At 52.5% G+C, this 25,707-nt stretch carries 27 protein-coding genes; 17 read left to right on the top strand and 10 right to left on the bottom strand.

Annotated elements, in window-relative coordinates; translation table 11 throughout:
• Positions 1–167 precede the first annotated feature (167 nt).
• Positions 168–1,805, bottom strand: a complete 1,638-nt coding sequence (locus tag KNP81_RS10480) for an L-lactate permease (protein WP_214719895.1) — start codon at positions 1,803–1,805, stop codon at positions 168–170.
• A gap of 49 nt (positions 1,806–1,854) precedes the next feature.
• Positions 1,855–2,667 carry a recombination regulator RecX gene (gene recX / locus KNP81_RS10475; RefSeq protein WP_214719894.1) on the bottom strand — a complete coding sequence of 271 codons (813 nt, stop codon included), beginning with the start codon at positions 2,665–2,667 and terminating at the stop codon, positions 1,855–1,857.
• A 152-nt stretch (positions 2,668–2,819) separates the two neighbouring features.
• Between recX and KNP81_RS10470 the strand changes: the two genes are divergently transcribed.
• From KNP81_RS10470 to KNP81_RS10450, 5 genes are all read left to right on the top strand, one after another.
• Complete coding sequence (locus KNP81_RS10470) at positions 2,820–3,728, top strand: TIGR01777 family oxidoreductase (protein WP_214715452.1); 909 nt, start codon at positions 2,820–2,822, stop codon at positions 3,726–3,728.
• 13 nt (positions 3,729–3,741) lie between these two features.
• Complete coding sequence (locus tag KNP81_RS10465; protein ID WP_214719893.1) at positions 3,742–4,893, top strand: amidohydrolase; 1,152 nt, start codon at positions 3,742–3,744, stop codon at positions 4,891–4,893.
• Positions 4,894–5,094: 201 nt separating this feature from the next.
• Positions 5,095–5,661: a GNAT family N-acetyltransferase gene (locus KNP81_RS10460; RefSeq protein WP_021067763.1), complete on the top strand. Its 567-nt coding sequence runs from the start codon at positions 5,095–5,097 to the stop codon at positions 5,659–5,661.
• A 169-nt stretch (positions 5,662–5,830) separates the two neighbouring features.
• Entirely contained in the window at positions 5,831–6,520 is a 690-nt protein-coding gene (locus KNP81_RS10455) for a response regulator transcription factor (protein WP_021067764.1), read from the top strand.
• Positions 6,517–7,902, top strand: coding sequence for a sensor histidine kinase (locus KNP81_RS10450; protein WP_214715458.1), 1,386 nt, complete (start codon positions 6,517–6,519; stop codon positions 7,900–7,902). Before KNP81_RS10455 ends, KNP81_RS10450 begins: the two co-directional genes overlap by 4 nt.
• Positions 7,903–7,933: 31 nt before the next feature.
• On the opposite strand, the gene KNP81_RS10445 is transcribed toward KNP81_RS10450, so the two are convergent.
• Positions 7,934–8,221 (bottom strand): hypothetical protein, encoded by a 288-nt coding sequence (locus KNP81_RS10445; RefSeq protein WP_214719892.1) that lies wholly within the window; start codon positions 8,219–8,221, stop codon positions 7,934–7,936.
• Positions 8,222–8,342: 121 nt separating this feature from the next.
• Here KNP81_RS10445 and KNP81_RS10440 point away from each other — a divergent pair, with 121 nt between their 5' ends.
• On the top strand, positions 8,343–8,558 hold the full coding sequence (locus KNP81_RS10440; RefSeq protein ID WP_031200364.1) for a hypothetical protein: 216 nt from the start codon (positions 8,343–8,345) through the stop codon (positions 8,556–8,558).
• Between the two features lie 31 nt (positions 8,559–8,589).
• Here KNP81_RS10440 and KNP81_RS10435 read toward each other — a convergent pair whose 3' ends face one another.
• From KNP81_RS10435 to KNP81_RS10425, 3 genes are all read right to left on the bottom strand, one after another.
• Positions 8,590–8,997, bottom strand: coding sequence for a cytidine deaminase (locus KNP81_RS10435; protein WP_214719891.1), 408 nt, complete (start codon positions 8,995–8,997; stop codon positions 8,590–8,592).
• A gap of 96 nt (positions 8,998–9,093) precedes the next feature.
• Positions 9,094–10,470, bottom strand: coding sequence for a 23S rRNA (uracil(1939)-C(5))-methyltransferase RlmD (rlmD, locus tag KNP81_RS10430; protein ID WP_214719890.1), 1,377 nt, complete (start codon positions 10,468–10,470; stop codon positions 9,094–9,096).
• Positions 10,467–10,676, bottom strand: coding sequence for a hypothetical protein (locus KNP81_RS10425; protein WP_016510454.1), 210 nt, complete (start codon positions 10,674–10,676; stop codon positions 10,467–10,469). The genes rlmD and KNP81_RS10425 overlap by 4 nt, the downstream gene beginning before the upstream one ends.
• A gap of 85 nt (positions 10,677–10,761) precedes the next feature.
• Between KNP81_RS10425 and yfkAB the strand changes: the two genes are divergently transcribed.
• The 3 genes from yfkAB to KNP81_RS10410 are packed head-to-tail and all read left to right on the top strand — an operon-like array spanning position 10,762 to position 13,304.
• Complete coding sequence (gene yfkAB / locus KNP81_RS10420; RefSeq protein ID WP_214719889.1) at positions 10,762–11,868, top strand: radical SAM/CxCxxxxC motif protein YfkAB; 1,107 nt, start codon at positions 10,762–10,764, stop codon at positions 11,866–11,868.
• A 53-nt stretch (positions 11,869–11,921) separates the two neighbouring features.
• Positions 11,922–12,116, top strand: coding sequence for a hypothetical protein (locus KNP81_RS10415; RefSeq protein WP_214719888.1), 195 nt, complete (start codon positions 11,922–11,924; stop codon positions 12,114–12,116).
• 45 nt (positions 12,117–12,161) lie between these two features.
• Complete coding sequence (locus KNP81_RS10410) at positions 12,162–13,304, top strand: MFS transporter (RefSeq protein WP_214719887.1); 1,143 nt, start codon at positions 12,162–12,164, stop codon at positions 13,302–13,304.
• 37 nt (positions 13,305–13,341) lie between these two features.
• Here KNP81_RS10410 and KNP81_RS10405 read toward each other — a convergent pair whose 3' ends face one another.
• Together KNP81_RS10405 and KNP81_RS10400 are read right to left on the bottom strand one after the other, a co-directional pair.
• Complete coding sequence (locus KNP81_RS10405; protein ID WP_214719886.1) at positions 13,342–13,644, bottom strand: hypothetical protein; 303 nt, start codon at positions 13,642–13,644, stop codon at positions 13,342–13,344.
• A gap of 137 nt (positions 13,645–13,781) precedes the next feature.
• Positions 13,782–14,717, bottom strand: coding sequence for a DMT family transporter (locus tag KNP81_RS10400; protein WP_214719885.1), 936 nt, complete (start codon positions 14,715–14,717; stop codon positions 13,782–13,784).
• Positions 14,718–14,916: 199 nt separating this feature from the next.
• Here KNP81_RS10400 and KNP81_RS10395 point away from each other — a divergent pair, with 199 nt between their 5' ends.
• The 4 genes from KNP81_RS10395 to KNP81_RS10380 all read left to right on the top strand — a co-directional run bounded on the left by KNP81_RS10395 (position 14,917) and on the right by KNP81_RS10380 (position 19,391).
• The gene (locus KNP81_RS10395) at positions 14,917–16,824 is read left to right on the top strand and encodes a heavy metal translocating P-type ATPase (protein WP_214719884.1); all 1,908 of its coding nucleotides are present in this window, start codon (positions 14,917–14,919) and stop codon (positions 16,822–16,824) included.
• 120 nt (positions 16,825–16,944) lie between these two features.
• Complete coding sequence (locus KNP81_RS10390) at positions 16,945–17,871, top strand: carbohydrate kinase family protein (RefSeq protein WP_021067776.1); 927 nt, start codon at positions 16,945–16,947, stop codon at positions 17,869–17,871.
• 66 nt (positions 17,872–17,937) lie between these two features.
• Positions 17,938–18,375 (top strand): NUDIX domain-containing protein, encoded by a 438-nt coding sequence (locus KNP81_RS10385; RefSeq protein ID WP_214719883.1) that lies wholly within the window; start codon positions 17,938–17,940, stop codon positions 18,373–18,375.
• Positions 18,376–18,443: 68 nt separating this feature from the next.
• Positions 18,444–19,391 carry a YihY/virulence factor BrkB family protein gene (locus tag KNP81_RS10380; protein ID WP_214719882.1) on the top strand — a complete coding sequence of 316 codons (948 nt, stop codon included), beginning with the start codon at positions 18,444–18,446 and terminating at the stop codon, positions 19,389–19,391.
• 37 nt (positions 19,392–19,428) lie between these two features.
• Here the strand turns inward: KNP81_RS10380 and KNP81_RS10375 are convergent, their stop codons facing one another.
• Together KNP81_RS10375 and KNP81_RS10370 are read right to left on the bottom strand one after the other, a co-directional pair.
• Positions 19,429–19,980 carry a beta-class carbonic anhydrase gene (locus KNP81_RS10375; RefSeq protein ID WP_021067779.1) on the bottom strand — a complete coding sequence of 184 codons (552 nt, stop codon included), beginning with the start codon at positions 19,978–19,980 and terminating at the stop codon, positions 19,429–19,431.
• 18 nt (positions 19,981–19,998) lie between these two features.
• A complete protein-coding gene (locus KNP81_RS10370) occupies positions 19,999–20,898 on the bottom strand; it encodes a 1,4-dihydroxy-2-naphthoate polyprenyltransferase (RefSeq protein ID WP_214719881.1) in 900 nt (299 codons plus the stop codon).
• 166 nt (positions 20,899–21,064) lie between these two features.
• On the opposite strand from KNP81_RS10370, the gene KNP81_RS10365 reads away from it, so the two are divergent.
• From KNP81_RS10365 to menB, 4 genes are read left to right on the top strand one after another with little or no spacing between them, the layout of a single operon-like run.
• Positions 21,065–22,450 carry an isochorismate synthase gene (locus KNP81_RS10365; protein WP_214719880.1) on the top strand — a complete coding sequence of 462 codons (1,386 nt, stop codon included), beginning with the start codon at positions 21,065–21,067 and terminating at the stop codon, positions 22,448–22,450.
• Positions 22,447–24,096 (top strand): 2-succinyl-5-enolpyruvyl-6-hydroxy-3-cyclohexene-1-carboxylic-acid synthase, encoded by a 1,650-nt coding sequence (gene menD, locus KNP81_RS10360; protein ID WP_214719879.1) that lies wholly within the window; start codon positions 22,447–22,449, stop codon positions 24,094–24,096. Before KNP81_RS10365 ends, menD begins: the two co-directional genes overlap by 4 nt.
• A complete protein-coding gene (locus KNP81_RS10355) occupies positions 24,096–24,869 on the top strand; it encodes an alpha/beta fold hydrolase (protein WP_214719923.1) in 774 nt (257 codons plus the stop codon). Before menD ends, KNP81_RS10355 begins: the two co-directional genes overlap by 1 nt.
• Positions 24,870–25,694 (top strand): 1,4-dihydroxy-2-naphthoyl-CoA synthase, encoded by an 825-nt coding sequence (gene menB, locus KNP81_RS10350; RefSeq protein WP_021067784.1) that lies wholly within the window; start codon positions 24,870–24,872, stop codon positions 25,692–25,694.
• Positions 25,695–25,707: the final 13 nt, after the last annotated feature.

Here is a 25,707-nt window from a genome sequence, read left to right as displayed (position 1 = left end):
CGCAGTCAAATACGAGTAGCCATATGATGTTGTGTGTGTGTGTTGTGGTGTTGGGATGTACTTCATCATGCTGGCTCCTCTCTGTTCATAGTTTGAAAATCTACTAAAACCTTAGCAGACTGTTCAGAAAATTGTCAATATTATTGTCGTAAATAATTTGTAACTTTTTACAAGAAGAATGCAGCGAGCATCAAACCGACAAGACCGGTCGCTGTCACGTAATAAATCATTGGCATGAGCGTATAGCGGATAATCGTTCCTTCTTTTCCGAGGAGCCCTGCCACCGAGGCGACTGCGACGACGTTCAAGACGCAAATCATGTTACCGGCGTTCGCCCCCGCCATCTGCATCGACAAGGCAAGTGTCTCGTTGACTCCAACCGACTCGGCGACATTCGTCGTTAAACTCGAGAACATCATGTTTGAGAACGTAGCCGAACCGGAAACGAACGCCCCGAGCGCCCCAATCCACGGTGCGACGAGCGGCCAGACGCCACCGAACGTGTCGGCCGCAGCCGTTGCGAGTTCGACCGGCATCGAAGCGAGACCTGCCCCACCGTTTTCCGAATGAATGAAAATCCGAACCATCGGTACTGAAGCAGCAAGCGTGATCGCCGTCCCGACGACACCGAGCGTCGTCGCTTTAAACACCGAGGTCACTTGCGACCAACTCATGTTATGGAGGAAGAACGTCGCAATCATCGTCAAGATGAACATGAAGCCTGGTGAATAGAACGGTTCCCACGATGTCGAGATGCCTTCGATACTCAAAATGTTCGGCAAATCGATGCGGACGCTACGCGTCAGTTCGTTCAAGAACGGCACGGTCCGCGTCAACACGAGGAAAATCGTTAAAATCAAGTAAGGCGCCCACGCTTTCCATTGCGGAAGCTCGCGTTTGCTTTTGCCGACGGACGGCTTCTCGAGCGGTTGATCGATTTCATCGGCATAACCGTCGAACGTCCATAACCGTTTCGGCATGAGGATGCCTTTGCGTGCCATCGTGACGAGAATGATGAGACCCGTCAGTGCACCAAGCATACCCCCGAACTCGAATCCGAGGATGAGTGTCCAGATGTAGGCCGGGATGCTATAGACGAGCGCCGCGACGATCGCGATCGGGAATACTTCGAGCGCCGGCTTAATCGATTTTTCTTTACTGAAGAATCGCGTCAGCATCAAGATTAAAATGAATGGGATAAAAAGACCAACGAACATATCGATGAGCACCGTCTGCAAGACGACGGTTGTCAAAAACTCAATCGTCTCGGGTTGGTTGACGTCAAGTGACAGCCCGTTCCCAATCCCGATTAAGGCCGGTGTCCCGACCGCACCGAACGTGACGGCCGATACGTCTGCCGACAAGGCGATGACAACGGCAGCGATCGGCGGGAATCCGAGTGCGATTAACAGTGGTGCCGCAACCGTGGCCGGTGTACCGAAACCAGATGCGCCTTCGATGAATGAGACGAACAACCAACCGACGATGAGCACTTGAATCCGGGGATCGGGCGTAATGTTGATGAAGCCGGAACGGATCGCGTTCATACCGCCGCCCTCTTTCATCGTATTCATCATTCCAATCGCACCGTAGACAATCCAGACTGTCGTAACGGCGATGACAAGTCCTTGTAGCGTCGCCGCCATGATCCGCGTCGCGTCGAGCTGCCAAACGAAGAACGCAAGTCCAGCCGTCAAGACGAGAGATAGTGGCATCGCAACCGACGCCGGTAAACGCATAATGACCAATAAGATGAGCACTGCCACAATCGGCATCAGTGCTGTAATCCATTCAAAAATCGTCAATGTAGACCCACCTTTTCAGATTTTTCCCCTACCGTAAACGCATCTCCCATTATGACTCTTGTTCAGCGAGCCTCTCTAACGCCCTCTCGATCACCTCATACGGAAAACCTTTGCGACGAAGCTGCATCTTCATCCGTTGTTTCCGCTCATATGGGGCGTACCCGCTAAACTTTCGATTCAGTTTCTCAGCCTGTGTCAGACAAGCTGAAAGTTCAACGTCCTCATCCTCGTTCTCCCAAAACGTGAGAATCGCCTCTGAAATGATATCAAACGAAAATCCCCTTTGCATCAGGGTTTGTTGAATTCTTTGTTGCACTTCTGTGGCGGAACGGCGATTTGTTTCCATTTGTTTCCGATTTACGAACTTTCCGGCCTTTTCAAGCTGGTCTTCGTGCGAGATGGCGGCGATGACGTCTTCGATAAGATCCGGAGCGATTTGAAGCTGAGCGAGTTCTCGTTTGATTTTGACGGGTCCGCTCGGGCTCGTATTGAACTTTGTCTGGGTGTAAGCTTTGGCGAACTCGGCATCGTTCAAATAGCGCTGTTCAATCAAGCGTTCAATGACGCGTTTGATGGCTGACTCATCTATTTCTTTCTTCACGAGGTAGTCACGCACCTCTGAGACGGCACGCATTCGATACGATAAATAGTTGACGGCCGCTTTATACGCTTTCTGCTCTTCTTCCGCTTGAAGGACGTCCCGGACGAAATCGTCTTCGAGCTCCATCCCTTTCGTCAATCCGTATTTGATGAAGACGTCGAGGTCGATGGCGAACGCGAACTCCTCACGTCCATCTTTTTCAACAAAGACGTTCAACCGGTCTTGGTTTTTCTTTTGGGTCGTAAACTTTGTGATTTTCACAAAATCCCTCCATTTCCTGCTTCTAACATATCACGTTCTCCGTTCGGGCAGGATTTTTGATAAGTTAGAAGAAGGGGTATTATCTGTACAAGACATTCCTATAGTCCTCATACCCGTTTTGAAATCGCTTAAAGGATATTGGAGGGAGACCCATGAAAATAGCAATCACTGGTGGTACCGGATTGATTGGCCGACCGCTCGTACGCGCGCTCGCAGAAGCCGGACATCAAGTCGTCGTATTGACGCGCCACCCACGTCCGCGGCAAGGAGGGATCTCGTTCGTCGAATGGATGACGCCCGATAGTCATCCTGAATCCGAGCTTCAAGACGTCGATGCCATCGTCCATTTGGCAGGAGCCTCGATCAACGACGGACGTTGGACGCACAAACAAAAGCAAGCCATTCTTCAAAGTCGGATCGATGGGACGAAAGAAGTCGTCCGCATCATTAAAAATATGAAACGCAAGCCGAGCGTCGTCATCAGCGGGTCCGCCATCGGGATATACGGTGAAGATCGATCCATCACGTATTCGGAAGCGACACCGCTCCCCGACCGAACCAACTTTTTAGGCAACGTCTGCGTGTTGTGGGAGAAAGAGGCGCAACCCGTTCAAGACATGGGCATCCGTCTCGTCACGATGCGGACCGGTGTCGTCTTATCGAATGACGGCGGCGCCTTCCCACTCATGAAGTTGCCGTACACGCTTGGTGTCGGTGGACGACTCGGCTCCGGTAAGCAATGGGTGCCGTGGATTCATTTAGACGATCTCGTCCGTCTGTTCGTCCATATCCTCGAGACGAGTACAATCGAGGGACCCGTCAATGGCACGGCACCGACGCCTGTCACGATGGACGAATTCGGGAAGACGCTCGGCCGGGTGATGCATCGTCCCCACTGGGCACCCGCCCCAGCGCCGCTCCTCAAACTCGCACTCGGAGAGAAAAGCGTCATCGTCCTCGAAGGAGCGAAAGTCGTTCCGACGAAAGCCCTCAATCACGGTTTCCGGTTCCGCTACGAAACGTTAGAACCTGCCCTGAAACAACTACTTCATTTGACTTGAAAGGAGCCAGCACGTGAGTAATTTGTTAATTCGTAACGCCCATATCTATCCGATCACCGCACCACATTTTTACGGGGACCTTCGCGTCAAAGACGGCAAAATCGTCGAGATGGCGGACTTGTTGGACCCGCTCGACGGAGAGACGGTCATCGAAGCCGAAGGCAACTTCTTGTTCCCCGGCTTCATCGATGCCCACACCCATCTCGCACTGTATGACGAAGGGACGGGTTCAGTCGGGAACGATGCGAACGAGACCGTCGAGGCGATGACCCCGCACGCACGGGCCATCGATGGCGTCTATCCGCTCGATGAGGGCTTCCGGGAAGCGCTCATGGCCGGGGTGACAGCCGTCCAAGTCATGCCTGGCAGTATGAACGTCATCGGCGGTGTGACAAGTGTCATCAAAACCCATGGTCGCTTCATCGAGGACATGGTGCTCCGCCGCTATGCCGGCCTGAAACTCGCGCTCGGCGAGAACCCGAAGCGCGTCCACAGTATGGGGAAGTCCGGCGAGTTGACCCGGATGGGAATCATGGGCTTGTTGCGTGAAGCGTTCCGGACCGTTGATTCGACGAAGACGATCGGCACGTTCGGTAGCCAGATGATTCAACTGGCGCTCGATCGCAAGATGCCGATTCGTGTCCACGCCCACCGCGCCGACGATATTTTATCGGTCGTCCGCTTCGCACAAGAGTTCGACCTCGATTATCGGATTGAGCACTGTACGGAAGGACATCTCGTCGCCGAAAAGTTGCGCGAACTCGGTGTCAAACACGTCACCGTTGGACCGACGTTCACACGGAAGTCGAAAATCGAGCTCCAAAACAAGACGTGGGAGACGTATCGCATCTTACATGAGCACGATATGATCGTCTCCATCACGACGGACCATCCTTATACGCCGGTTCAATATTTGAATCTGTGCGCCGGTCTTGCTGCCCGCGAAGGACTTCCCGTCGACGTCGCGCTCCGCGCCATCACGATTCATCCGGCTGAATCGCTCGGAGTAGACGACCGCATCGGCTCGCTCGAAATCGGCAAAGATGCCGATCTTGTCCTATGGAGCCATTTCCCGCTCGACTACATGTCAAAGCCGATTATGACCATCGTCGACGGTCACATCGTTTACTCGACGAGCCGTTCGAAAACGCATCACGAGATGTGAGTGACACCAGTAGTGAAAGCGCTCTTATTATTTTTTTGTGAAGTTGCATTTTATTTACTTGCTTTTTTAAAAAAACTATATAAAATAATCTTGTAACTTCATAAAAGGGAGCAGCCAAGGCAAGTTCGAACAACGAAGCCAGAAGTATGCTTTCGTTACAACTATTCTTCAGCGGTCTGAAATAGGAGGAGGAATGTAAAGGTGCTCAAATTTCGTGAGCTTACCGACTGCGCGGAGTTGTTCGAACTGATGCAACACCCAGATGTCTTTCCATATGTCCGTCAAAAGACGGTCCACTTTGACGAGTTTTTATTTAGCACGAAGCAAATCATCGAGCTAGAAGAGCAAGGAAACATCATCTCACGTACCATCACGAACGAGTTTGGTACCCCAATCGGGACAATCAGCTTGTTCGATGTGGAATCCGGCTATGGATTCCTCGGGACGTGGCTTGGCAAACCGTATCACGGCAAAGGTTACAATCAAGTCGCGAAAGAAGCGTTCTTCTCAGAACTTTTCTTCGAACTTGATATTGAAAGTGTATTTTTGAAAATCCGTCAATCGAATGAGCGTTCAATCGCGGCGGCGGAAAAACTGCCGTACGCTTTCTGCGCCAATGAGATTCGGTCTGAATTACTAACTGAAATCAATCAAGGTGATGTCGAATACGTGCTGTATGAAGTGTCGAAGTCGAGTTTCCAACTTTACTTGCACTCACTCCATGCGCCTGAATTCGACCATACGTACGAAGCCCAGCTCGAAGCATAAGCCAATTCTGACAAAGAATTGGCTTTTTTGTGGCGTTTTTGTGTGGATTTCATGAGGACAACTTTACGACAATGAATATTTCTGTTCTAATTCGGAGAGATAGGTATGATAGAAGTATGAGGGAATTATCACACGTCCTCGTTAACCGTTTTGTAAAGGAGAATGCCCAATGTCAGAACCAACGTTTCGCATCTTAGTGACCGATGATGAAGAGCAAATGCGGGATTTACTCGTTTCGAACTTAGAGAAGGAAGGATACGAGACCGTCACAGCAACGAACGGTCTCGAGGCAATCGACTTATTGAAAGAACAGTCGTTCCACCTCGTGCTGCTCGACGTGATGATGCCTGAACTCGACGGCCTCACGGCATGCATGCGCATCCGTGAGTTCTCGAACGTGCCGATCATTATGCTAACGGCCCGCTCAGAAGAACTCGATCGCATCCACGGCTTGAAGATTGGCGCGGACGACTATATCACGAAGCCGTTCAGCCCCCGCGAGTTGCTCGCTCGAATCGAAGCGACGCTTCGTCGGACGCATAATTTCTCGAAAGAACAAGAAGCGACGTTCGATACCGGAGTCTTGTCCATCGATATCGATGGCCGTGCGGTCAGCGTGAAAGGCAAAACGGTCAACTTGACCCGGAAAGAGTTCGATTTGCTCTACTTGTTCATCACGAACGAAGAGAAAGTGTTCTCGCGTGAACAATTGCTCGACCAAATTTGGGGTACCGAGTATCACGGTAACCTCCGAACGGTCGACACCCATATCAAGACACTTCGTCTCAAGCTCGGCGAAGCGGGTGGCTACATCCAAACCGTCTGGGGGATCGGCTATAAGTTCGAGGCGACCGTATGAAGCAATACACGATCCGGAAGCGGATTTGGATCACCATCTGGACCGCAAGCCTCTTCTCCGCGTTCGTGTTCATCATCATGACGTTTTACTTGTATGACAAGTTTTATATTCAGACGCAAGAAGAACTGCTCATCAACCGCGGAGAGAAGCTCGTCACCATCTATAAGGCGGACGGCTTCTCTGACGCGTTTTCCGACAGTATGACGTACACGAACGAACTGACCGAGACGAAAGTGTTTCTCTCGTCCGTCCGGGAAGACAGTCTCGGATCGGGCAAGACGTTTTTACGGGAGCAGGACCTCGCCAAGTTGCAAGACGGCTATGCGATTTCTGTTACCCGCAAACACCCGACCGAAGACGTCGACATCCTCATGTCCGCCTTCCCGCTCATCCGAGACGGCGAACTCGATAATGCGCTCATCCTGTATATGGAGCTGAGTAAAATCAGTGAACCGTTCCAACCGATTCGGCTCATGATCACGTTCTTGCTCATCTTGATGATCGTGAACTTACTCATTTTCGGCACTCAGATTATCGATACAATCATCCAACCGCTGATTCAAATGAAACGAGCGTCCCAAGTGTATGCCAAAGGTGATTTCTCGCACCGCATCCCCATCTATTACGATGATGAGATTGGTGAGCTTGCCGAGACACTGAACCGGATGGCCGAATCGCTCGGTCTCGTCGAAGAACAACGGAAAGAGTTCTTGGCGAACGTGAGCCACGAATTGCGGACGCCACTGTCGTATATTCGTGGTTATACCGAGATGCTCCAAGACCCGTCGCTCGATGAGAAAACGAAAAATCAATATTATGAGATTATCGAGAACGAGACCGAACGGTTGCAACGACTCGTCAACGATTTGCTCGACTTGGCCCAACTCGAGCGTGATTCGTATCCGATGACGAAAGAACCAGTCGTCTATTCGCAAGTGCTCGAAGACGTTCTCTATCGCTTCGAGCCGATCGCGCGGGCGAAAGGCGTCACCATCGAGACGGACCTCGACTTCGACTTGATTATTCTCGGGGACCACGATCGACTCGAGCAAGTCGTCGGGAATTTGCTCGATAACGCGCTCCGCTATACGGAAGCCGGCAAATCGATTCATGTGAAGACGTATGCGACCGCGAACAATGCCGTCACCGAGATTCATGACGAAGGCCGGGGCATCCCGAAAGAAGACCTCGATCAGCTGACGAAACGATTCTATCGCGTCAATAAGTCACGGACACGCGAAGACGGCGGGACCGGACTCGGGCTCGCCATCGCCAAACATATTATGGAGCGCCACGGCGGCTCGATGCACTTCGCCTCAGAAGTCGGCAACGGGACGACCGTCACACTCACGCTCCCCCTTTTACCGGACGAAGATATTTAAAAAACAGACAGCCGCGATGGCTGTCTGTTTTTTAGATGTCCTTCCCTTTATAGGCATCATCTGATTCATTCATGAGACGCTCCCGCTCAGCGTGCGTCTGCGGAAAGCCGTTCGCTTGCCACTCGGCCCGATAGTTCGAATCGAGCTGAGTGAGTCCAGCCTCCGCCTCATCTTTATCCGAGTCGACACTTTCCATGCGATCCATTTTGCTCCATGTATCCTCATCGCGGTCTTGCGTCAAGAGCGCTGCCACTTTTGGCGCGACAAGCGCAGCTCCGGCTACCCCGAGTACGATGCCCATCAATACTTTCTTATCCATCCGAATACCCCTCCTTAGTCACTATGTACCGATAATTCCACTGTTCCGCAAAATCGAAACCCATTTTCTAAAGCGTTTACACAATTTAACAGAGTGGAATAACAATCAACACAAGGAGGCGATGAGGATGAAGAAATCACAGAACCCGTCAAAGCGACCGTTCGATAATCCGGATGCTGTCGATACCGACAAGGAGAGCATCTTCGACCAGGAGGGCATGGAGACCGTCGACCCGATTCCGGTGGAAGAGCTGAACCAAAAAGTGAAGGATGAAAAACAGAAACGACACTCGAAGGACGACTCAGCCAGCGAGAAAAAATATGACGGCAACAAATAAAGATGCGGACGAATTCGTCCGCATCTTTATTTCACGTTAAATCTTTTGGCGAGAAGCCGTATGGTAGCATCTCTTCTTTTGTCATCACTTTCGTCTCTCCGGCCATGTTCGCGAGAATCAACGTAAAGTCGTCACTCGCAAACTCGGCAATGACTTGACGGCAAGCGCCACACGGCGAGATTGGGCCCCCTGTGTCTCCAACGACAACGACCGTCTCGATTGCCTTGCTGCCTTCCGATACCGCTTTAAAGATGGCGGTCCGTTCTGCACACATCGACAACCCGTACGAAGCGTTTTCGACGTTGCAACCTAAAATTTCTTTGCCGGTCTCATCAATGACGACGGCCCCGACATTGAATTTCGAATACGGTGTATAGGCACGCGAGCGTGCATCAATTGCTTTATGGACAAGCTCGTTCACTTTTTCTTGTGGGATCATCTGATGTTCCTCCGCTTCTTAACGTTTATCAAAAGAAGTCTGACATCTGAACTATAGCGTGAAAACACTGTTTTTGCAAGCGTTTTCACAACCCCGTCAATACTTTTTCTTTTTCTTCTTCTCGAAGACGACGATTGACTCGACGTGCGCCGTCTGTGGGAACATATCGTACGGCTGGATATAGTTGATTTTATAGTCGGCTTTCATGAGTTGGTCCGCATCCCGTGCGAGTGTCTGCGGGTTACATGACACGTAGACGATGCGTTTCGCTTTCGATGAGATCATTGCGTTAAGGAGCTGATGATCCACACCTGTGCGCGGCGGATCGACGACGATAACATCTGGAATCCAACCGTCCTTGACCCAGCGCGGAATCCAGTGCTCGGCCCGGCCTTCAACATAGGTTGCATGGCTGAACCCGTTCTCGCGCATGTGCGCATTCGCATCTTCGACTGCTTCTGGGACGACTTCCATCCCGCGAATCTCTTTTGCATGTGGCGCCAGCCATAGCCCGATTGAACCGACACCAGCGTACGCATCGATGACCCGTTCTTCACCCGTCAGTCCAGCCGCCTCGACGACTTCCCGATACATGACTTCCGTCTGGGCCGGATTGAGTTGGAAGAACGCACGCGGTGACAAGTGGTAATGGACGTCGTCAAGCTGTTCGTCCATCTTGTCTTGCCCGGCGATATGAACCGTGCGGTACCCGAAGATGACGCCTGAACGGTTCGAGTTAATATTCAAGTGGAACGACACGACGTTCGGCAACGCCATGATGCGGTCACTCAGTTCGTCCAAACGCGGGACATCTTCATTCCCGACGACGAGTACGACTTGGACGTCATCCGTCTTATAACCCGAGCGAACGATGACGGTACGGGCAAAACCGACGTCACGGCGCGCGTCGTAGACCGGGATGTCGAGTTCGTTTAAAATACGGACGATGGCGTTGTTGATGTTCGTCGTGTCTCGCTGCTGTACCATGCAGTGCTCGATCGGCACGAGCTCGTTCGTGTTCGGCTTATAGAGGCCTGACACGATCTCACCGCGGCGCGTCGAGAGCGGGAATTGCGATTTGTTACGATAATACCAAGGGTTGTCCATCCCTTTCGTACCACGGATATCCGACTTGTCGACGTTCAATTTCGTCTTTTGACGGAACGCGTTGCGGACGATCTCTTCTTTATAGTCCATCTGCAGGCGCGGGCTCATATGTTGAATTTGGCAACCGCCACACTCGTCATAAATCGGACACGGCGGTGTGACCCGTTCCGGTGAATCGTTGTCACGCTTGATGACACGTGCCTCGGCGTAGTTCCGCTCGACGCGCGTGATTTCGACTTTCGCTTTCTCTCCAGGCAATAAGTTCGGGATAAAGATAACCATGCGATCAATCGTCGCGATGCCCTCTCCGTTAATGCCTAGCCGCTCGGCTTGGGCGCTTGTGTATTCTCCTACGATCAGTTTCAATGTGTTTCATCCTTTCGAGATACTTGTTCTAAATCTTTGGCGTAACGTACGACTTTCGCACGTAAGGAATCAATATCAGCTAACAATCGATGCAAATCCTCTGGCGTCGTGAATTCGTCCAACGTATTGACTGATAAGCACAGCAATTCCGTTCTCGATTTTAACACGTTCATTTTTCCTGCCGTATCTGTTCGTGATTTACCCATCTCGTGATCGCTCCTTTGGTTCGTGACAAAGAGTTGTTATTATAGCATACTATTTCGTGTGACTTGATGAAAAGGTGGAATTGATATGCAAAACATCTCGACAACGTTTGATCCGTGGGAAGCATACCTCGATCAAACCGAGTTCGGTCGCCTCGTCCTTTCGAATGTCGAAGTGACGACGACCAAGCTATGCAACATGCGCTGCGAACATTGCGCGGTCGGCTATATGCTCGACCAGACGGAAGAGCCCGAAGTCCCGCTCGAGCTACTCATCTCGCGTCTCGACGAGATCGAGCACTTGCGCGCGTTCTCGATTACGGGTGGCGAACCGATGCTGTCGATGAAGTCGGTGCGGAACTATGTCGTCCCTCTTCTGAAATACGCGAAGGAACGGGGAGCCCGCACGCAAATTAACTCGAACTTGACACTCCCGCTCGCTCGCTACCATCTTATTACCCCTTACCTCGACGTTTTGCACATTTCGCATAACTGGGGGACTGACGCCGACTTCTTAGAGGGCGGTTTCGCGATGATGGACCGGAAACCGAGCGCGGAGGCACGTTTGAAGATGCTTCAGACGATGAAAGACAACGCCCGTGCGCTCACGGCCGAGGGTGTGATCGTATCGGCCGAGACGATGCTCAACAAACGGACGATTCCGCACTTGAAGGAAATCCATGAAGAAATCGTCGCACTCGGCTGTCAACGTCATGAAGTGCACCCCATGTACCCTGCCGATTTCGCAAGTGCGCTCGAGTCGGCATCACTCCCTGACACCCGCCAGGCGATTCACGACCTGCTCGACGTCCGGGACGAGAACGTGTGGATGCTGTTCGGGACGTTACCGTTTTATGCTTGCTCCGACTTGCCGGAAGACCGCGCTTTATTGAAGCGGCTCCACGAGGCGAAGAACGTCACCGTACGAAATGACCCGGATGGCCGCTCGCGCCTCAACACGAACATCTTCGACGGCCAAATCATTGTCACCGACTTCGGCGACGAGCTCGGCACGCTTGGGACGTTGTATGACACCTCGTTCCAAGACGCGTATGAGTCGTGGACGAACAGCAGTTTGAACGCCACACTGTCCTGCCACTGCCCGGCCGTCAAATGCCTCGGTCCGAACGCTCTCGTCAAACAAGCGTACTATCCTGACGTGAACTTCCGGGAACGTGTGGCCGAACCGTTTTAATTGCTTCGATTCGGGAAATATTCAGTATATAAACTGAATCGAGGTGTTTGAAGATGACAGCCATCTATGTATTCATGATCACCCTCATGGCCATCATCATTTTCGGTGGTGTGCTCAGCATCTTATTGACAGCCGCATTCGTTTCAGACAAAGTAGACCGTGATGAAGTATTCAGTCAAGGCAGTTGGGACGATGAACTCTTACACTTGAACCATGTACCCCAACCGATTGACGAGCCAAAAAGCTGAGACTCTTCTCAGCTTTTTACTATGCAATCAATGATGAGGTGAACTATGCAACGCTTTCGATTTTCGATTTTATTACTTGTCGTCTTTATCTCCGGCTTGATTCAAGGTGCGCTCATCCCGCTTTTGTCGACACTTATCGAACGGGATGGCAACCCGGCCTGGTTGAACGGGTTGAACGCGACCATGCTCTATCTCGGGGTCATCGTCTCCGCCCCGCTACTCGAACGGTTCGTCCGCAAGTACGGGTTTCGTCCCACCATCGTCCTTGGCATCATCTTGACGGCGCTCGCTACGTTCTTCTTGCCGCTCTGGCCGTCACTGCTCATGTGGGCGCTCATGCGTTTCGTCATCGGCTTCGGTGATTCAGCGCTCCATTACGGATCCCAAGTGTGGGTCACATCCGCGAGCGACAAGCGGAGCCTGGGTCGGGCAATGGCGTATTACGGGATGGCGTTCAGCCTCGGTTTCGCGGTCGGTCCGCTTATCGCGCCGCTCGTCGACCTTCACTTTTGGCTGCCGTTCCTCGTCTTAATCATCTTTTGTCTCGCATCCTTGTTCTTGATCTTCAAGGTTGACAATGAGTATCCTGAGGCCGAGAAAGTGAAGACCGACTCGAAAGGACGCATCCGACTCGTCCTCATCGGCGGCGGGTATACGCTCTTACCTGCTTTTACATATGGGTTCCTTGAAGCGAGCTTGAATGCCAACTTACCGATTTTCACAGTCCGCAACGATATCGGGCTCACGCAGACAAGTACGCTTATCACGACGTTCATCGTCACCTCGATTATTGTGCAATTACCGCTCGGTCGGCTCGCCGATCACTTCGGGAAAAAGCGGATCCTTCAAATCGTTTTAACACTCGGTACACTCGTCTTCGCGATCGCCAACCTGGCTGTCGACCATTATATCTGGCTCCTCGTCTTGTTCGCACTCGCCGGCGCCGGGCTCGGCTCGACATATTCGCTCGGACTGGCCCATATGACGGAAGTATTGCCACGTTCGTTGTTACCGACCGGCAATATGCTCTATAGTATCTCCTTCAGCGTCGGTTCGATTAGCGGACCGATGATTGGCGCGTTTTGGATCGCATTACCAAAAGAAGTGTATTTCTTGATGTACGCGCTCATTCTTGGAATTTTGGCCGTCAGTTTGTTCACGGCGAAAGCCAAGCCAATTGACGTCTAAAAGGGAGGGTCTCGGCGGAGACCCTCCCTTTTTCACGTTATTCTTTCACCGGACCGAGCCTGACATCGTTTCGTTCGAACGCCCGCATGAACACCTCATCGAGCGCGAACGGTTCCGTCTCGAGCGAGGCCAACACGTCGGACTTGATTGTGACTTCAATGACTCGGTCATTGATTTGCCATTTCGTCTGAATGTCTTCGCCATGCCTCATAGCACGCGCGTCCACTTGCTCATGATGTTCCTTCAACCCGCGACTTACGCACTTCATCACGTATTTGACATACTCGTCTCGCGGTTGGCGAGAGATGAGTATGTTTCGGACGATTGGATTTCTTGCCACGGTAGCACCCTCCTTTCTTTTCGATTCGCACGCAAGTCTTTACAACGAAGACCGATTTCAACTGAAAGAATTCAGAATTTTTAATATATTTTGCCATGGGAACAAGATTCCGTCAACCATGCCTCTCCCTCACTTTGTCATCGCACTCCCCGATTCGCTCGTCCTTGAAAATATGTGGAGAGATAAATCCCAGCGATGACGAACAACAACCCGACGAGCGCGTTCCATGGAATCGTCTCCCCGAGTAACACGCTCGATAGGACGACACCGAATAAGGGAACAAAGAACATATAGAGCGATACCCGGCTGACCGGATTATATTTCATCAGCGTATTCCATAATGTGAACCCGACCGCCGACAAGAGGGCGAGATACAACAAGAAGAAGAGGGTCGTCACGGTGTAAGGCAGGAACACATCCCCTGGCGCAAGCACGTAACCGACGATGAGTAGTCCGAGCGAGCCAATCACCATCGCCCAAGCCGTCATCGGAGCGACGTCATGCGTGCGCGAATAATCTTTTGCAACCAAATTCCCGAACGCACCTGAGATCATCGCCAGAATCAGCAGAATCTCTCCAATCCCAAACCCGACTTCCGTGCTTGCCGTCGGCCAGTTGGCGATGACGATTCCGGAGAATCCGAGCGTAAGGGCAATCCCTTTCAAGTGATTCAAGCGATCATCCTCATAACGAAAATGAGCGAGTGCCATCTGGAAAAATGACGTCGATCCCGCGATAATCGAGCCCTGCACCCCCGTCGAGATGGAAAGTCCGACATAGAAGAACAAATATTGTAAGAACGTCAGAAATGCCCCTAAATGCGCATACGCCTTTAGCTTTTCAGCAGTTAAGCGAATCGGGCGCTTGAAGACGAGTCGACTGATGACGAGTAAGAGCAGACCGGCCAATAAAAAGCGCTCCCCGGCAAAGAACAGCTGTTGGCCGTATTCGTGTTCCTGGATATCGAGCGCTTCGTAGCTCAGTTTGATGAACGGAAAGGCGCTCCCCCATAAAAACGTGTTGAACAGGGCTAAGAACGTGACCGTCCAAGGACGTTGAAATACATTCGGCATGACACAAAAACTCCTTAATCTTTTAGTTTGAGAGTGCTTACGTTTGGTGCTAAAATAGACTTACACGATAATCATTATAAATAAGGCATTCACCTTTAAATCACGTTAAACCTAATAATATCAACAATGGATAATGATAATCATCCTCATTCATTATCATTTAAATGATATGTATTCTCAATTAGAAAGAGGTGCTCAAATGAACACATCAACCGTCACACACGAAAAAAGCCACGTCTTCAAACGGGCCAGCTGGGTCGAACATATCGAGCTCATCATGGCGCTCATCAGTGGTGTATTGATTGTACTCGCATATATCGCGGAAAGACAAGACGGAGCTCCTGCGCTCTACGTCACTCTGTATTTGACTGCCTTTTTAATCGGCGGATATGCCAAAGCCAAGGAAGGCTTGACCGCTACATGGGAGACGCGCTCCTTGAACGTCGAGCTACTCATGATTATCGCCGCCATCGGTGCCGCTTCAATCGGGTACTGGATGGAAGGCGCCATCCTTATCTTCATCTTCGCGTTATCAGGCGCTCTTGAGACGTATACGATGAATAAAAATGAGCGTGCCCTTGAATCGCTCATGGAACTCCAACCTGAGCAAGCGACTCGATTGAACAGCTCGGGCGGCCTCGAGGTCGTCCATATCGACGAACTGCGCGTCGGTGACCACATCTACGTAAGACCCGGCGAGCGCATCCCGGTCGACGGTCGGATTTTGAAAGGTAGCGCCTCGATTGAGGAAGCCGCCATCACCGGTGAATCGATTCCAGTCGACCGAAACGTCGGCGATGAGGTATATGGATCAAGTGTAAACTTGAACGGTGTCTTGACGCTTGAAGTGACAAAGCTCGCCACAGAGACATTGTTCCAAAAAATCATTCAAATGGTCCAGCAAGCGCAAGAAGAAAAATCACCGTCCGCCCAGTTCATCGACCGGTACGAGGGACGCTACGTTCAAGTCGTGCTCGCTTCCGTCACGGCAATCATCTTGCTCGGCCCGGTATTGACGTCATGGTCGCTCGAGACGAGCATTTACCGCGGGATGATCCTTCTCGTTGTCGCTTCGCCGTGTGCCCTCGTTGCCGCCATCACGCCGGCCGCACTCGCAGCCATTGCCTCGTCTGCTAAACACGGGATTTTATTCAAAGGCGGCGTCCATATCGAAAATATGGGACGTTTGAAAGCCGTCGCGTTCGATAAGACCGGTACGCTCACAATCGGTAAACCAGAAGTCCAAGCGGCGTTGATTCATCCCAATACGACACAAGAACACGTGTATCGCATTGTCAGCTTGATTGAAGAACATTCGATGCATCCGCTCGCCGAGGCGCTCGTTCAGTACACGGGCAGTTATACGGGGGCGATGGAACACTTTAAAGACGTGACCGGGTCTGGGATTGAAGCGACCATCGACGGTGTCGCTTACCGGGTCGGTAAACAGAAATTCGCCGATCGCAGCCACGACTTTTTCAGCGACGAAGTCGAACGTTTGAAAGCGGCCGGCCATACACTCGTATTCATCAGTGACGAAGAGAAGACAATTGGGGCGTTCGCGCTTCGAGACACGTTGCGTCCCGAGGCCAAGCAAGCGATCGAGCGACTCAACCACCTCGGCATCGCCACCATCATGATCACGGGTGACAACGAGGCAACAGCACGCGCCATCGCCTCCGAGGCCGGCTTGACCCGCTATATCGCCGAGTGTCTTCCGGAAGATAAAGTCGAGCACATTAAACGATTGAAACAAGAGTATGGCAGCATCGGCATGATTGGTGACGGGATTAACGACGCCCCTGCCCTCGCGACGGCCGATGTCGGGATTGCGATGGGAGAAGGGACGGACGCCGCTCTCGAGACGGCCGACGTCGTCTTGATGAAGAACGACTTGAACCGCCTAAGCTCGGCCATCAAACAGTCGCGTAAGTTGAATCGGGTCGTCCTCCAAAACGTCGTGTTCGCATTAGGGGTCATCCTCATATTGATTGCGACGAACATCTTCGAATTGCTCGTCATGCCATTCGCCGTCGTCGGGCACGAAGGATCGACCATCCTCGTCATTTTGAACGGCCTGCGCTTGCTCAGCACATCATGGGACTGACAAAATTCGACATTTTCCGAAACCGTCATTGAAAGCCGTTGGCGATTTCGCTATAATTGAAACAATGTGTCTAATTAGACCGGAACTGATTAGGAAGATTGGCTAAAGGTGGTACAGTGTATGAATACGATAGCAGTAATCGGCAAAGTGTTTGTCGATATTAAAGGAACCTCGTTCGCCCCGCTCCATAAAGATGCCAAGAACGTCGGTGACATCGCGTTCTCAAACGGCGGAACCGGCCGTAACGTCGCTCAAAATTTAGGTGTCCTCGGCAATGATGTCCGTTTCGTGTCGACCGTGACGAACGATCAAATCGGGATGGGTGTCCTCGAGGAACTCCGCGGTTTGAATGTGAACGTCGATCACGTCGATTTGCTCGACGACAACGGCATGGGCATGTGGCTGGCCGTCATGGATAACAACGGCGATCTTCAAACGTCAATCTCGAAGCAACCGGACGAGGCGATGATGGAAGAATGTATCCTTCGTCGCATCGATACGGTGTTCGCCGAAAGTCAGGCGGTCGCCATAGACCTCGACTTGTCGGTCAACGTGCTGAACGAGACGATTGAACTGTGCCGCGAGATGAAACTCCCGCTTTACGGCGTGTGCGGCCATTTGTCTGTCATCGAACGGAACCGCCACTTGCTTCAAGGCTTCACCGGCTTCATCTGCAGCCGTGAAGAGGCGGAGATTTTGTCTGATATGTCGATTGTCACGGTGGACGATGCGTTACGCGTCGCTGAAGTGCTCGCCATGAAAGGTGCCCCGCTCACAATCGTCACGATGAGTGAACTCGGTGCGGTCTATGTCGATTTGCGCACGAACGAACAAGGACACGTCCCGACGACGAAAGTGAAAGTCGCCGACTCGACCGGTGCCGGTGACTCGTTCTTCTCCGCTGTCATTTCCGAATTGATGAAACGTCATCCGATTGAGGATGCGCTCCGACTCGGAATGCGCGTCGCCGGGAAAGTCATCGCCTCACACGATAATGGCCTGACGCCTGATATGTATGCATCACTCGAACAACCAGCAGCAGATTAACCAAAACGCATCGGCCGCGAGTCGATGCGTTTTGTTCACGATTCGAAATCGAAAGGAACGATTCCATTGGTCAGAACGAAATTACGCAGTGCCATCATCCTCGTGAATGAACATGACGAAGTCGCGCTCATTCGCCGAGAAAAAGAGAACCTCTTGTATTATGTCTTCCCAGGTGGCGGAGTCGAATTCGGCCATACCGCGGAAGAGACGGCCGTCCGTGAGGCGTTCGAAGAGCTCGGCGTCCACGTCGAACTCGAAGGGGTCGCCGCTCACGTCGCTTTTAACGGTGAGTTGAACCCGTATTATTGGGCCCGCGTGACCGGTGGCGAATTCGGGACCGGCACAGGCGAAGAGTTTCAAGCCGAACAGACGAACGGTTCATACACACCGATGTGGGTGAAACGCAGCGCGCTCAGCCATTTGCCGGTACGACCGCCGTCACTCGCCGACTTGCTCGCGAACGAGACCGAGCGCTTTTTCAATAAAACGCTGGCCGAAGACTGATTTTATGTGTAGCCTCCTGACATTTCGGGAAAGAAAGTTTCTAACGATAACATTCAGGAGGCTCATACATGGATACTACAGAAGTGAAAGAAAAAAAGAATTGGTTCGCCTTCGGGAAGGAACTGCTTCGTCGCTTCAAAGAACATGATGTTCAAGATTACGGCGCGACGCTCGCTTTTTTTTGGTTCTTATCGATTTTCCCGGGCATCATCTTCATTCTCGCGTTGCTGTCGTTCTTCGACATCTCGCAGGCGTCGTTCCAAGAACAGTTGAACAACTTGGCGCCTGGGGCGGCTGCGACTGAATTTTTGACCGGGATTTTTGACGCGATTGGCGAACCGCGCGGCGGACTCCTCTCAATCGGTGCGATTTTGGCGATTTGGTCAGCCGCTAAAGGGGTCGAACGTTTGATTAACATGGCGATTCACGCATACGGGGAAGACAACGAACGAAACTTCTTCGTCAGCAAAGGCATCGCGCTCGGCATGACGCTCTTGCTCGGTGTCGGCGTACTGTTGCTCATCGTCTCGAACGTGTTCGGTTCACAAATCATCGACTTTTTGATGCGCTTCATCCCCATCTCAGGGGCTGACGTCATCTTGATTAACGTGTTCCGCTACGTGTTGACGACACTCATCTTGATTTTGACGCTCTCGATCTTTTATAAGATTGCTCCTCAACAACACGTGTTTTGGAAGAGCACGATTCCAGGCGCGATCTTCGGCGTCATCGCCTGGCAGCTCGTCTCGCTCGGATTCAGCTTGTACGTCTCGAACTTCGGCAACTACGATTCGACGTACGGTTCACTCGGGGGGATTATCGTCACGTTGCTCTGGTTACAATTGACCGGCATGATCATTTTGATTGGGTCAGAAATCAACGCCACATGGCAACGTTTCTTCAAAACGCCGAGCGAGCGTGAGTACGAGAAAAACTTTAAGAAAAACAAAAAGTCCAAATCGAAAGATTCGGACGAGGACGAGTATAAAGACATTCCCGTCAACACATACGGGTAACCAAAAAAGGCGGTCTCTGCAGAGACCGCCTTTTGCGTTATGCTTCGACGACATCGAGACGTCCCGTCGCCGGATCGATAACGAATCCGTGGACGTTCGTGCCCGGTGGCAAGAGTGGATGGTTTTTGATGAGACTGACCGAGTTGACGACGTTCGCTTCGACCGAGTCAAACCCGTGTAACCACTTCTCCAAATCCATACCCGACGATTTGAGCGTCTGGAGCGTTTGCGGTTCGATTCCGCGACGCTCCATTTCGCCGATGACCGCGTTCGGGTCGATGGCCGCCATCCCGCAATCATAGTGCCCGATGACGATGACTTCTTCCGCTCCGAGCGCATACAGCGCGACAAGAATGGAACGCATGACCGAACCGAACGGATGCGATAGGACAGCACCCGCATTTTTTATGATTTTAGCATCCCCGTTTTTCAAACCGAGAGCTTTCGGCAGTAACGCCGTCAGACGTGTATCCATACATGTTAAAATGACAATTTTCTTATCGGGAAACTTGTCCGAGACGAACTCTTCGTATTGTTTCTCCGAGACGAATTTTTCATTGAACGCTAACATTTCTTGAACGACTGACATATGGTTCCCTCCTTTTATTTACGCGATGAATCGCGCGACCATCAAACCGATGACCATCCAAGCACCGAACAACGTGTTCACTTTTGCGGTCATCGCCATCGCTGGCATCAATTGAGCCGGTTCCTGTTTGACCCAAAAGCGTTTCACCGCCCGAATCATAATCGGAATGGTCAAGAGTGACAACAGCACCCAAGGCGTCACGCCAAACCCGACGACAGCGACGATAATGCCAATCAACGCCGCGATAAAGAATCCGGCTAAGACGAGAACCGCACGTCGATGTCCGACGAGACAGGCAATCGTTTTGCGCCCGTTCACTTTGTCGTTATCTAAGTCGCGAATATTGTTCGCGAGCAAGATGGCCCCGATTAAAATCGCCATCGGGAACGACACGAGCAACAGCTCCGTCGTCACCGTTCCGATTTGGAGGTATCCTGAAATCCCGATAATGACATACCCCATGAACAGACCGGCGACGAGTTCACCGAACGGCGTATAGGCGATGGGAAGCGGACCTCCTGTATAGAGGAACCCGACGACCATCGACAACACACCGATCCAAATCAAGTGCCAGCTCGTCGAAGCGGCGATATAAAGACCGAGCACGGCCGCTACCCCGTACATCCCAAGGGCAATCCCGAGCACTTGGCCCGATGTGAATCCATCGCGTACGATTGAACCGCCGATTCCAATCGACCCTTCATGGTCGAGCCCGCGCTTATAATCGTAATACTCATTGAATAAATTCGTCGCGATTTGAATCAAGACCGAGGCGATGAGCATCGCCAGGAACAGTCCCCATTTCAATTCGACTTGCCCGAGGACGATGAACGTCCCTAACAGCACCGGTATGAAGCTCGCCGTCAATGTGTGCGGACGAATCATGCGCCAATAGGCACCTTTCTCTCTCTTCTTCATGCACTTCCCTCCCTTCGTTAGTTTACGTCTCTTTAAAAAAATCTGTCAATGCCCGTCGCTCGAACGGTTCCCTTCACTTTCCCGAGCATTTGACGGCCAGTTCTGCCGTGAAGTCATGATACACTAAAGAATGAGAATTCCATTGGATTGAGGAGGCTTTTCTTACATGCCAGATACTCAAACACACATTAAACAACGAATCGAGCAAGCCCATAAACGGGCACGTGCTTGGCAACGGCCGGTCTTGGCCTCTTACACGTGGGAGATCCCTTCGTTCGATGCGTTTCATATCATTCAAAACACGGAAACATCCCATTATTATTTTTCGACACCCGACCGCTCCCTCGAGATGCTCGGATGTGCCGATGCGCTCATGTTGACGGCTTCTGGCCCGGAACGGTTCCAACGGTTGCAATATGATTGGAGCCTGCACCGCCGGGACGTCGATGCGGTCATTTATGCGTTCTCGGGCTTCTCGTTCGACACGTTCATCCGCCCCCAGAAAAATATGTGGGAAGCGTTCGGTGAAGCGTCATTGGTCGTGCCTAAATTTTTATATCGCCGTTCGGGTGACAAACATACGTTGACCGTCTCGACGCTCGTCTCCGCGAAACGTTCGGTCGAACAATATTTGATTCAATTGGCCGATCAGCTCGCCCAGTTCAACGCGTTGCACGCTCCCGACGAGCAGGCACCGACCTACTCTCAAGTGAAAGATGGCGTCGACCACTTCAAGTCGAGCTTCCAACAAGCCAAACTGAACATCTCGGAAGAACGCGTCGAGAAAATCGTCATCGCCCGTGAAGAGATTTATCAAACATCAGAAGAGCCGTTCCCGTTCGCGACGACGTTACGCCATTTGTCAGAACATCAAACGGGCAGTTACGTCTTCTTATATCAACCGAAGCGAGAAATCGGCTTTTTCGGGGCGACCCCGGAGCGCCTCGTCAAAAAACAAGGGCCGTACATCGAAACGGCAGCCATCGCCGGAACGATTAAACGACCGGACACAGAAATCGAGGCGGATGTAGCCAAACAGACGCTGTTGCACGATGCCAAGAATTTAGATGAGCATCAAATCGTCGTGAAGGACATTAAAAACGCCCTCACTCCATACGCGGCTACTATCAAAGCACCCGAAACGCCGCGTATATTAGAAAATCGCTCGGTGTTCCATCTGCATACACCGATTCAAGCGACACTCGATACGAACGCGTCCTTGCTGTCCATCATCGAGTCGCTTCACCCGACCCCTGCGCTCGGCGGTTCACCGAAACGGACGTCTGTCCGCTTATTGCGTGAGATTGAGCGGTTCGACCGCGGATGGTACGGTTCGCCGTTCGGTTGGTTGAATACAGAAGGAGAAGGCGAGTTCGTCGTCTCGATCCGGTCCGCCCTCGTGCATCACCAATTCGTGGCGCTATACGCAGGCTGTGGAATCGTCCAAGAGTCTGAACTCGAAGCGGAACTCGCCGAGACGGAAATCAAGCTCAGTCCAATCAAGCAAGCACTCGGATTGGACAAAGTAAGCGCAGGAGGCAATCAAGCATGAATGAAACGTTAACGGATTGGGTCGCCCAGATGATGAACCGGCTCGTCGAACAAGGCGTCGAGGATATCGTCATCAGTCCCGGTTCGCGCTCGACCCCGCTGGCCATGGCCGCTTATCTTCATCCGAGCGTCCGTCATCATATCATCGTCGATGAACGTTCGGCCGCCTTCTTCGCTCTCGGCTTGACCCGCTCCACCTCATCGTTACGACCGGTCGCGCTCATCTGCACGAGTGGCACCGCCGCGACCAACTACTTTTCCGCGGTGGCCGAGGCGAACATCTCGCAGTTGCCGCTCATCGTATTGACGACAGACCGTCCGCACGAGCTCCGGAACGTCGGCGCTCCTCAAGCAATCGATCAAGTCCGACTATACGGGGAGCACGTCAAAGCGAGCATCGATCTCCCAGTTCCTGAAGTCACCAGCCAACGCTATATGGAACAAGCGGTGACCCGGCTCGTCCGGACGAGCCTGCATGCACCGTTCGGACCGGTCCACATGAACATCCCGTTCCGTGAGCCGTTAGTGCCGGATATCGAATGCTTAACATCACTGCTTGAGGGGAAGGCCGCCTTGTCTGAACCGACTTATCTCAAGCCGACAGCCGGTGATGTAAACCTGTTCAAACGAAACATTTCTGTCGAACGTCTCGCTTTCGTCGTCGGTCCCGGCACACCGGCGTCATGGCTTGAGCCGATTTATGAGACAGCACGGACGTATCACATCCCGATTTTTGCCGACCCGTTGAGCGGGATGCGACGGTTTGACCACGTGCTAACGAACTACGACACGTGGCTCGCGAGCGAGCATCGGACGGAATGGACGCCTGACACGGTCGTCCGCTTCGGTGCCGCTCCCGTCTCGAAACGATTGAATCAGTGGCTCCAGGATGTCCCGTGCGTCTTGATTGAGCAACCGGGTTCGTTCCGCGACCCGTCAAATCATGCTACGGTCGTGTATGGCGATGCGATTGATTATGTAGCCGCCATCAACAAAAACTATGACGCCGACTTATTCGATCGGTTCGTGTTGTTCGAACAGATCACTGAATCCGCGAAACCTGCTTTGAGCGGAGAAAGTGCATTGACGCGTCATTTGCTAGCGTCACGTCTCGAACGCATCTTCGTCAGCAATAGCATGCCGATTCGTGATATCGATACGACACTTTCAGCCGGTCAGTCGATTGACGTCGTCGCCAACCGCGGGGCGAATGGGATTGACGGCATCATCTCGAGCGCGCTCGGTGCCTGCCACGATACGGACAAGGCCGCCCTGTTGATTGGCGACTTGGCATTTTATCATGACAGCAACGCGCTCCAGCTCGTCAAATCGCATCCAGGTTCGTTCTCCATCGTCGTCGTCAACAACGACGGGGGCGGCATCTTCTCCTTCTTGCCCCAAGCTTCGATCGCACCGCAAATGTTCGAGGACTTGTTCGGGACGCCGCTGCAGTTGAATCTACGTGGATTCGCTGACACATACGGGCTCAGCTATCAACGGCTCGAGCAGCCTGAAGACGTCACGGCCGCCATCGAGGCGGGCGTCCAACTCATCGAATTCCCATCCGACCGTACGACGAACGTGGCGGAGCACCGTCGTTGGACTGCTTCGCTCACGGACCGCTTGGCGACGGGGAATGAGTCGTGATGCGTTCGCTGCGAGGCGTCTCATACGAGGTGCTCGAACGCGGCAACGGCCGGCCGGTCTTGCTGTTGCACGGCTTCACAGGAAACGCGGGATGGCTTTCCCGCTTCCCAGAACTACCCGTCCGACTCGTCGCCCCGACACTGTTGCAACATGGTGAAACGGGCCATCAGCCGATCAAGCGTGCCAAGATGAGTCAACAGGTGAGGGACTTGTCGACGCTACTCGATACGGACAAAGGTCCGTGGACGGTCGTCGGTTACTCGCTCGGCGGACGTATCGGCATGACACTCGCCGCCCATGATGATCGGGTCACCCATTTCATTGGGATCAGCACGACGCCCGGGCTCAGTGCGGCCGAACGTCGACAACGCCGGCTTCAAGACGAACAACTCGCCGAATTCATCGAGCGAGCAGGACTGGAGGCTTTCGTCGACCGTTGGGAACAGCTTCCACTTTGGCATCAGACTGATGAGATGCGTGCCGCCCTTCGTCCTGAGCGGTTGGCCCAACATCCAGCCGCACTCGCGGACAGCCTCCGCTCTATCGGGACGGGTAGCATGCCGTCGCTTTGGTCGTGCCTTGACCGTTTGCCCCGCACCGATTTAATCGTCGGGGAACATGACATTAAATTTCAACAGATCGCCCGGAATATGAGAGTCATTCGTCCCGATATTGAAATTCATGAAATTTCGGACGCATCTCATGCTCCACATGTCGAGAATGCCCAAAAATTTGGTACAATGATAGAGAAATTGATTTTAGGGGGAATTTAAATGGAATCAGTAGCAAACTGGACATCGGTCCGCACGTACGAAGATATCAAGTACGAGAAGTGGAACGGCATCGCCAAAATCACCATCAACCGCCCGGAAGTACGGAACGCGTTCCGTCCACTCACAGTCAACGAGCTCATCGACGCGTTCGCACGCGCCCGTGACGATAAAGAAGTCGGTGCCATCATCTTGACTGGTGAAGGCGATCAAGCCTTCTGCTCAGGCGGCGACCAAAAAGTACGCGGCCACGGCGGCTACGTCGGTGACGACGAGATTCCACGCTTGAACGTCCTCGACCTTCAACGCTTGATTCGCGTCATCCCGAAACCCGTCATCGCCATGGTAGCCGGTTATGCGATTGGTGGCGGACACGTCTTGCACGTCGTCTGTGACTTGACGATTGCAGCCGACAACGCCCGTTTCGGTCAAACCGGACCAAAAGTGGGCTCGTTCGATGCCGGTTACGGTTCAGGTTACTTGGCTCGCATCATCGGCCACAAGAAAGCACGCGAAATCTGGTACCTCTGCCGTCAATACGACGCACAGCAAGCACTTGACATGGGACTCGTCAACACGGTCGTCCCACTCGAGCAACTTGAAGCCGAGACGATTCAATGGTGCCAAGAGATCTTGCAACACTCTCCGACGGCACTTCGCTTCTTGAAGGCAGCGATGAACGCCGACACGGACGGACTTGCAGGACTTCAACAGCTTGCCGGCGACGCGACGCTTCTCTACTACACGACAGACGAAGCGAAAGAAGGACGCGACGCTTTCAAAGAAAAACGCGACCCAGACTTCGGTCAGTTCCCGCGTTTCCCGTAAATCGACAAAGAGT

The sequence above is a fragment of the Exiguobacterium sp. s149 genome (assembly GCF_018618395.1).
GTDB classification, from domain to species: Bacteria; Bacillota; Bacilli; order Exiguobacteriales; family Exiguobacteriaceae; genus Exiguobacterium; species Exiguobacterium chiriqhucha.
Note: the sequence above shows the minus strand (reverse complement) of the source record. Positions and strands in the feature narration are given on the sequence as shown.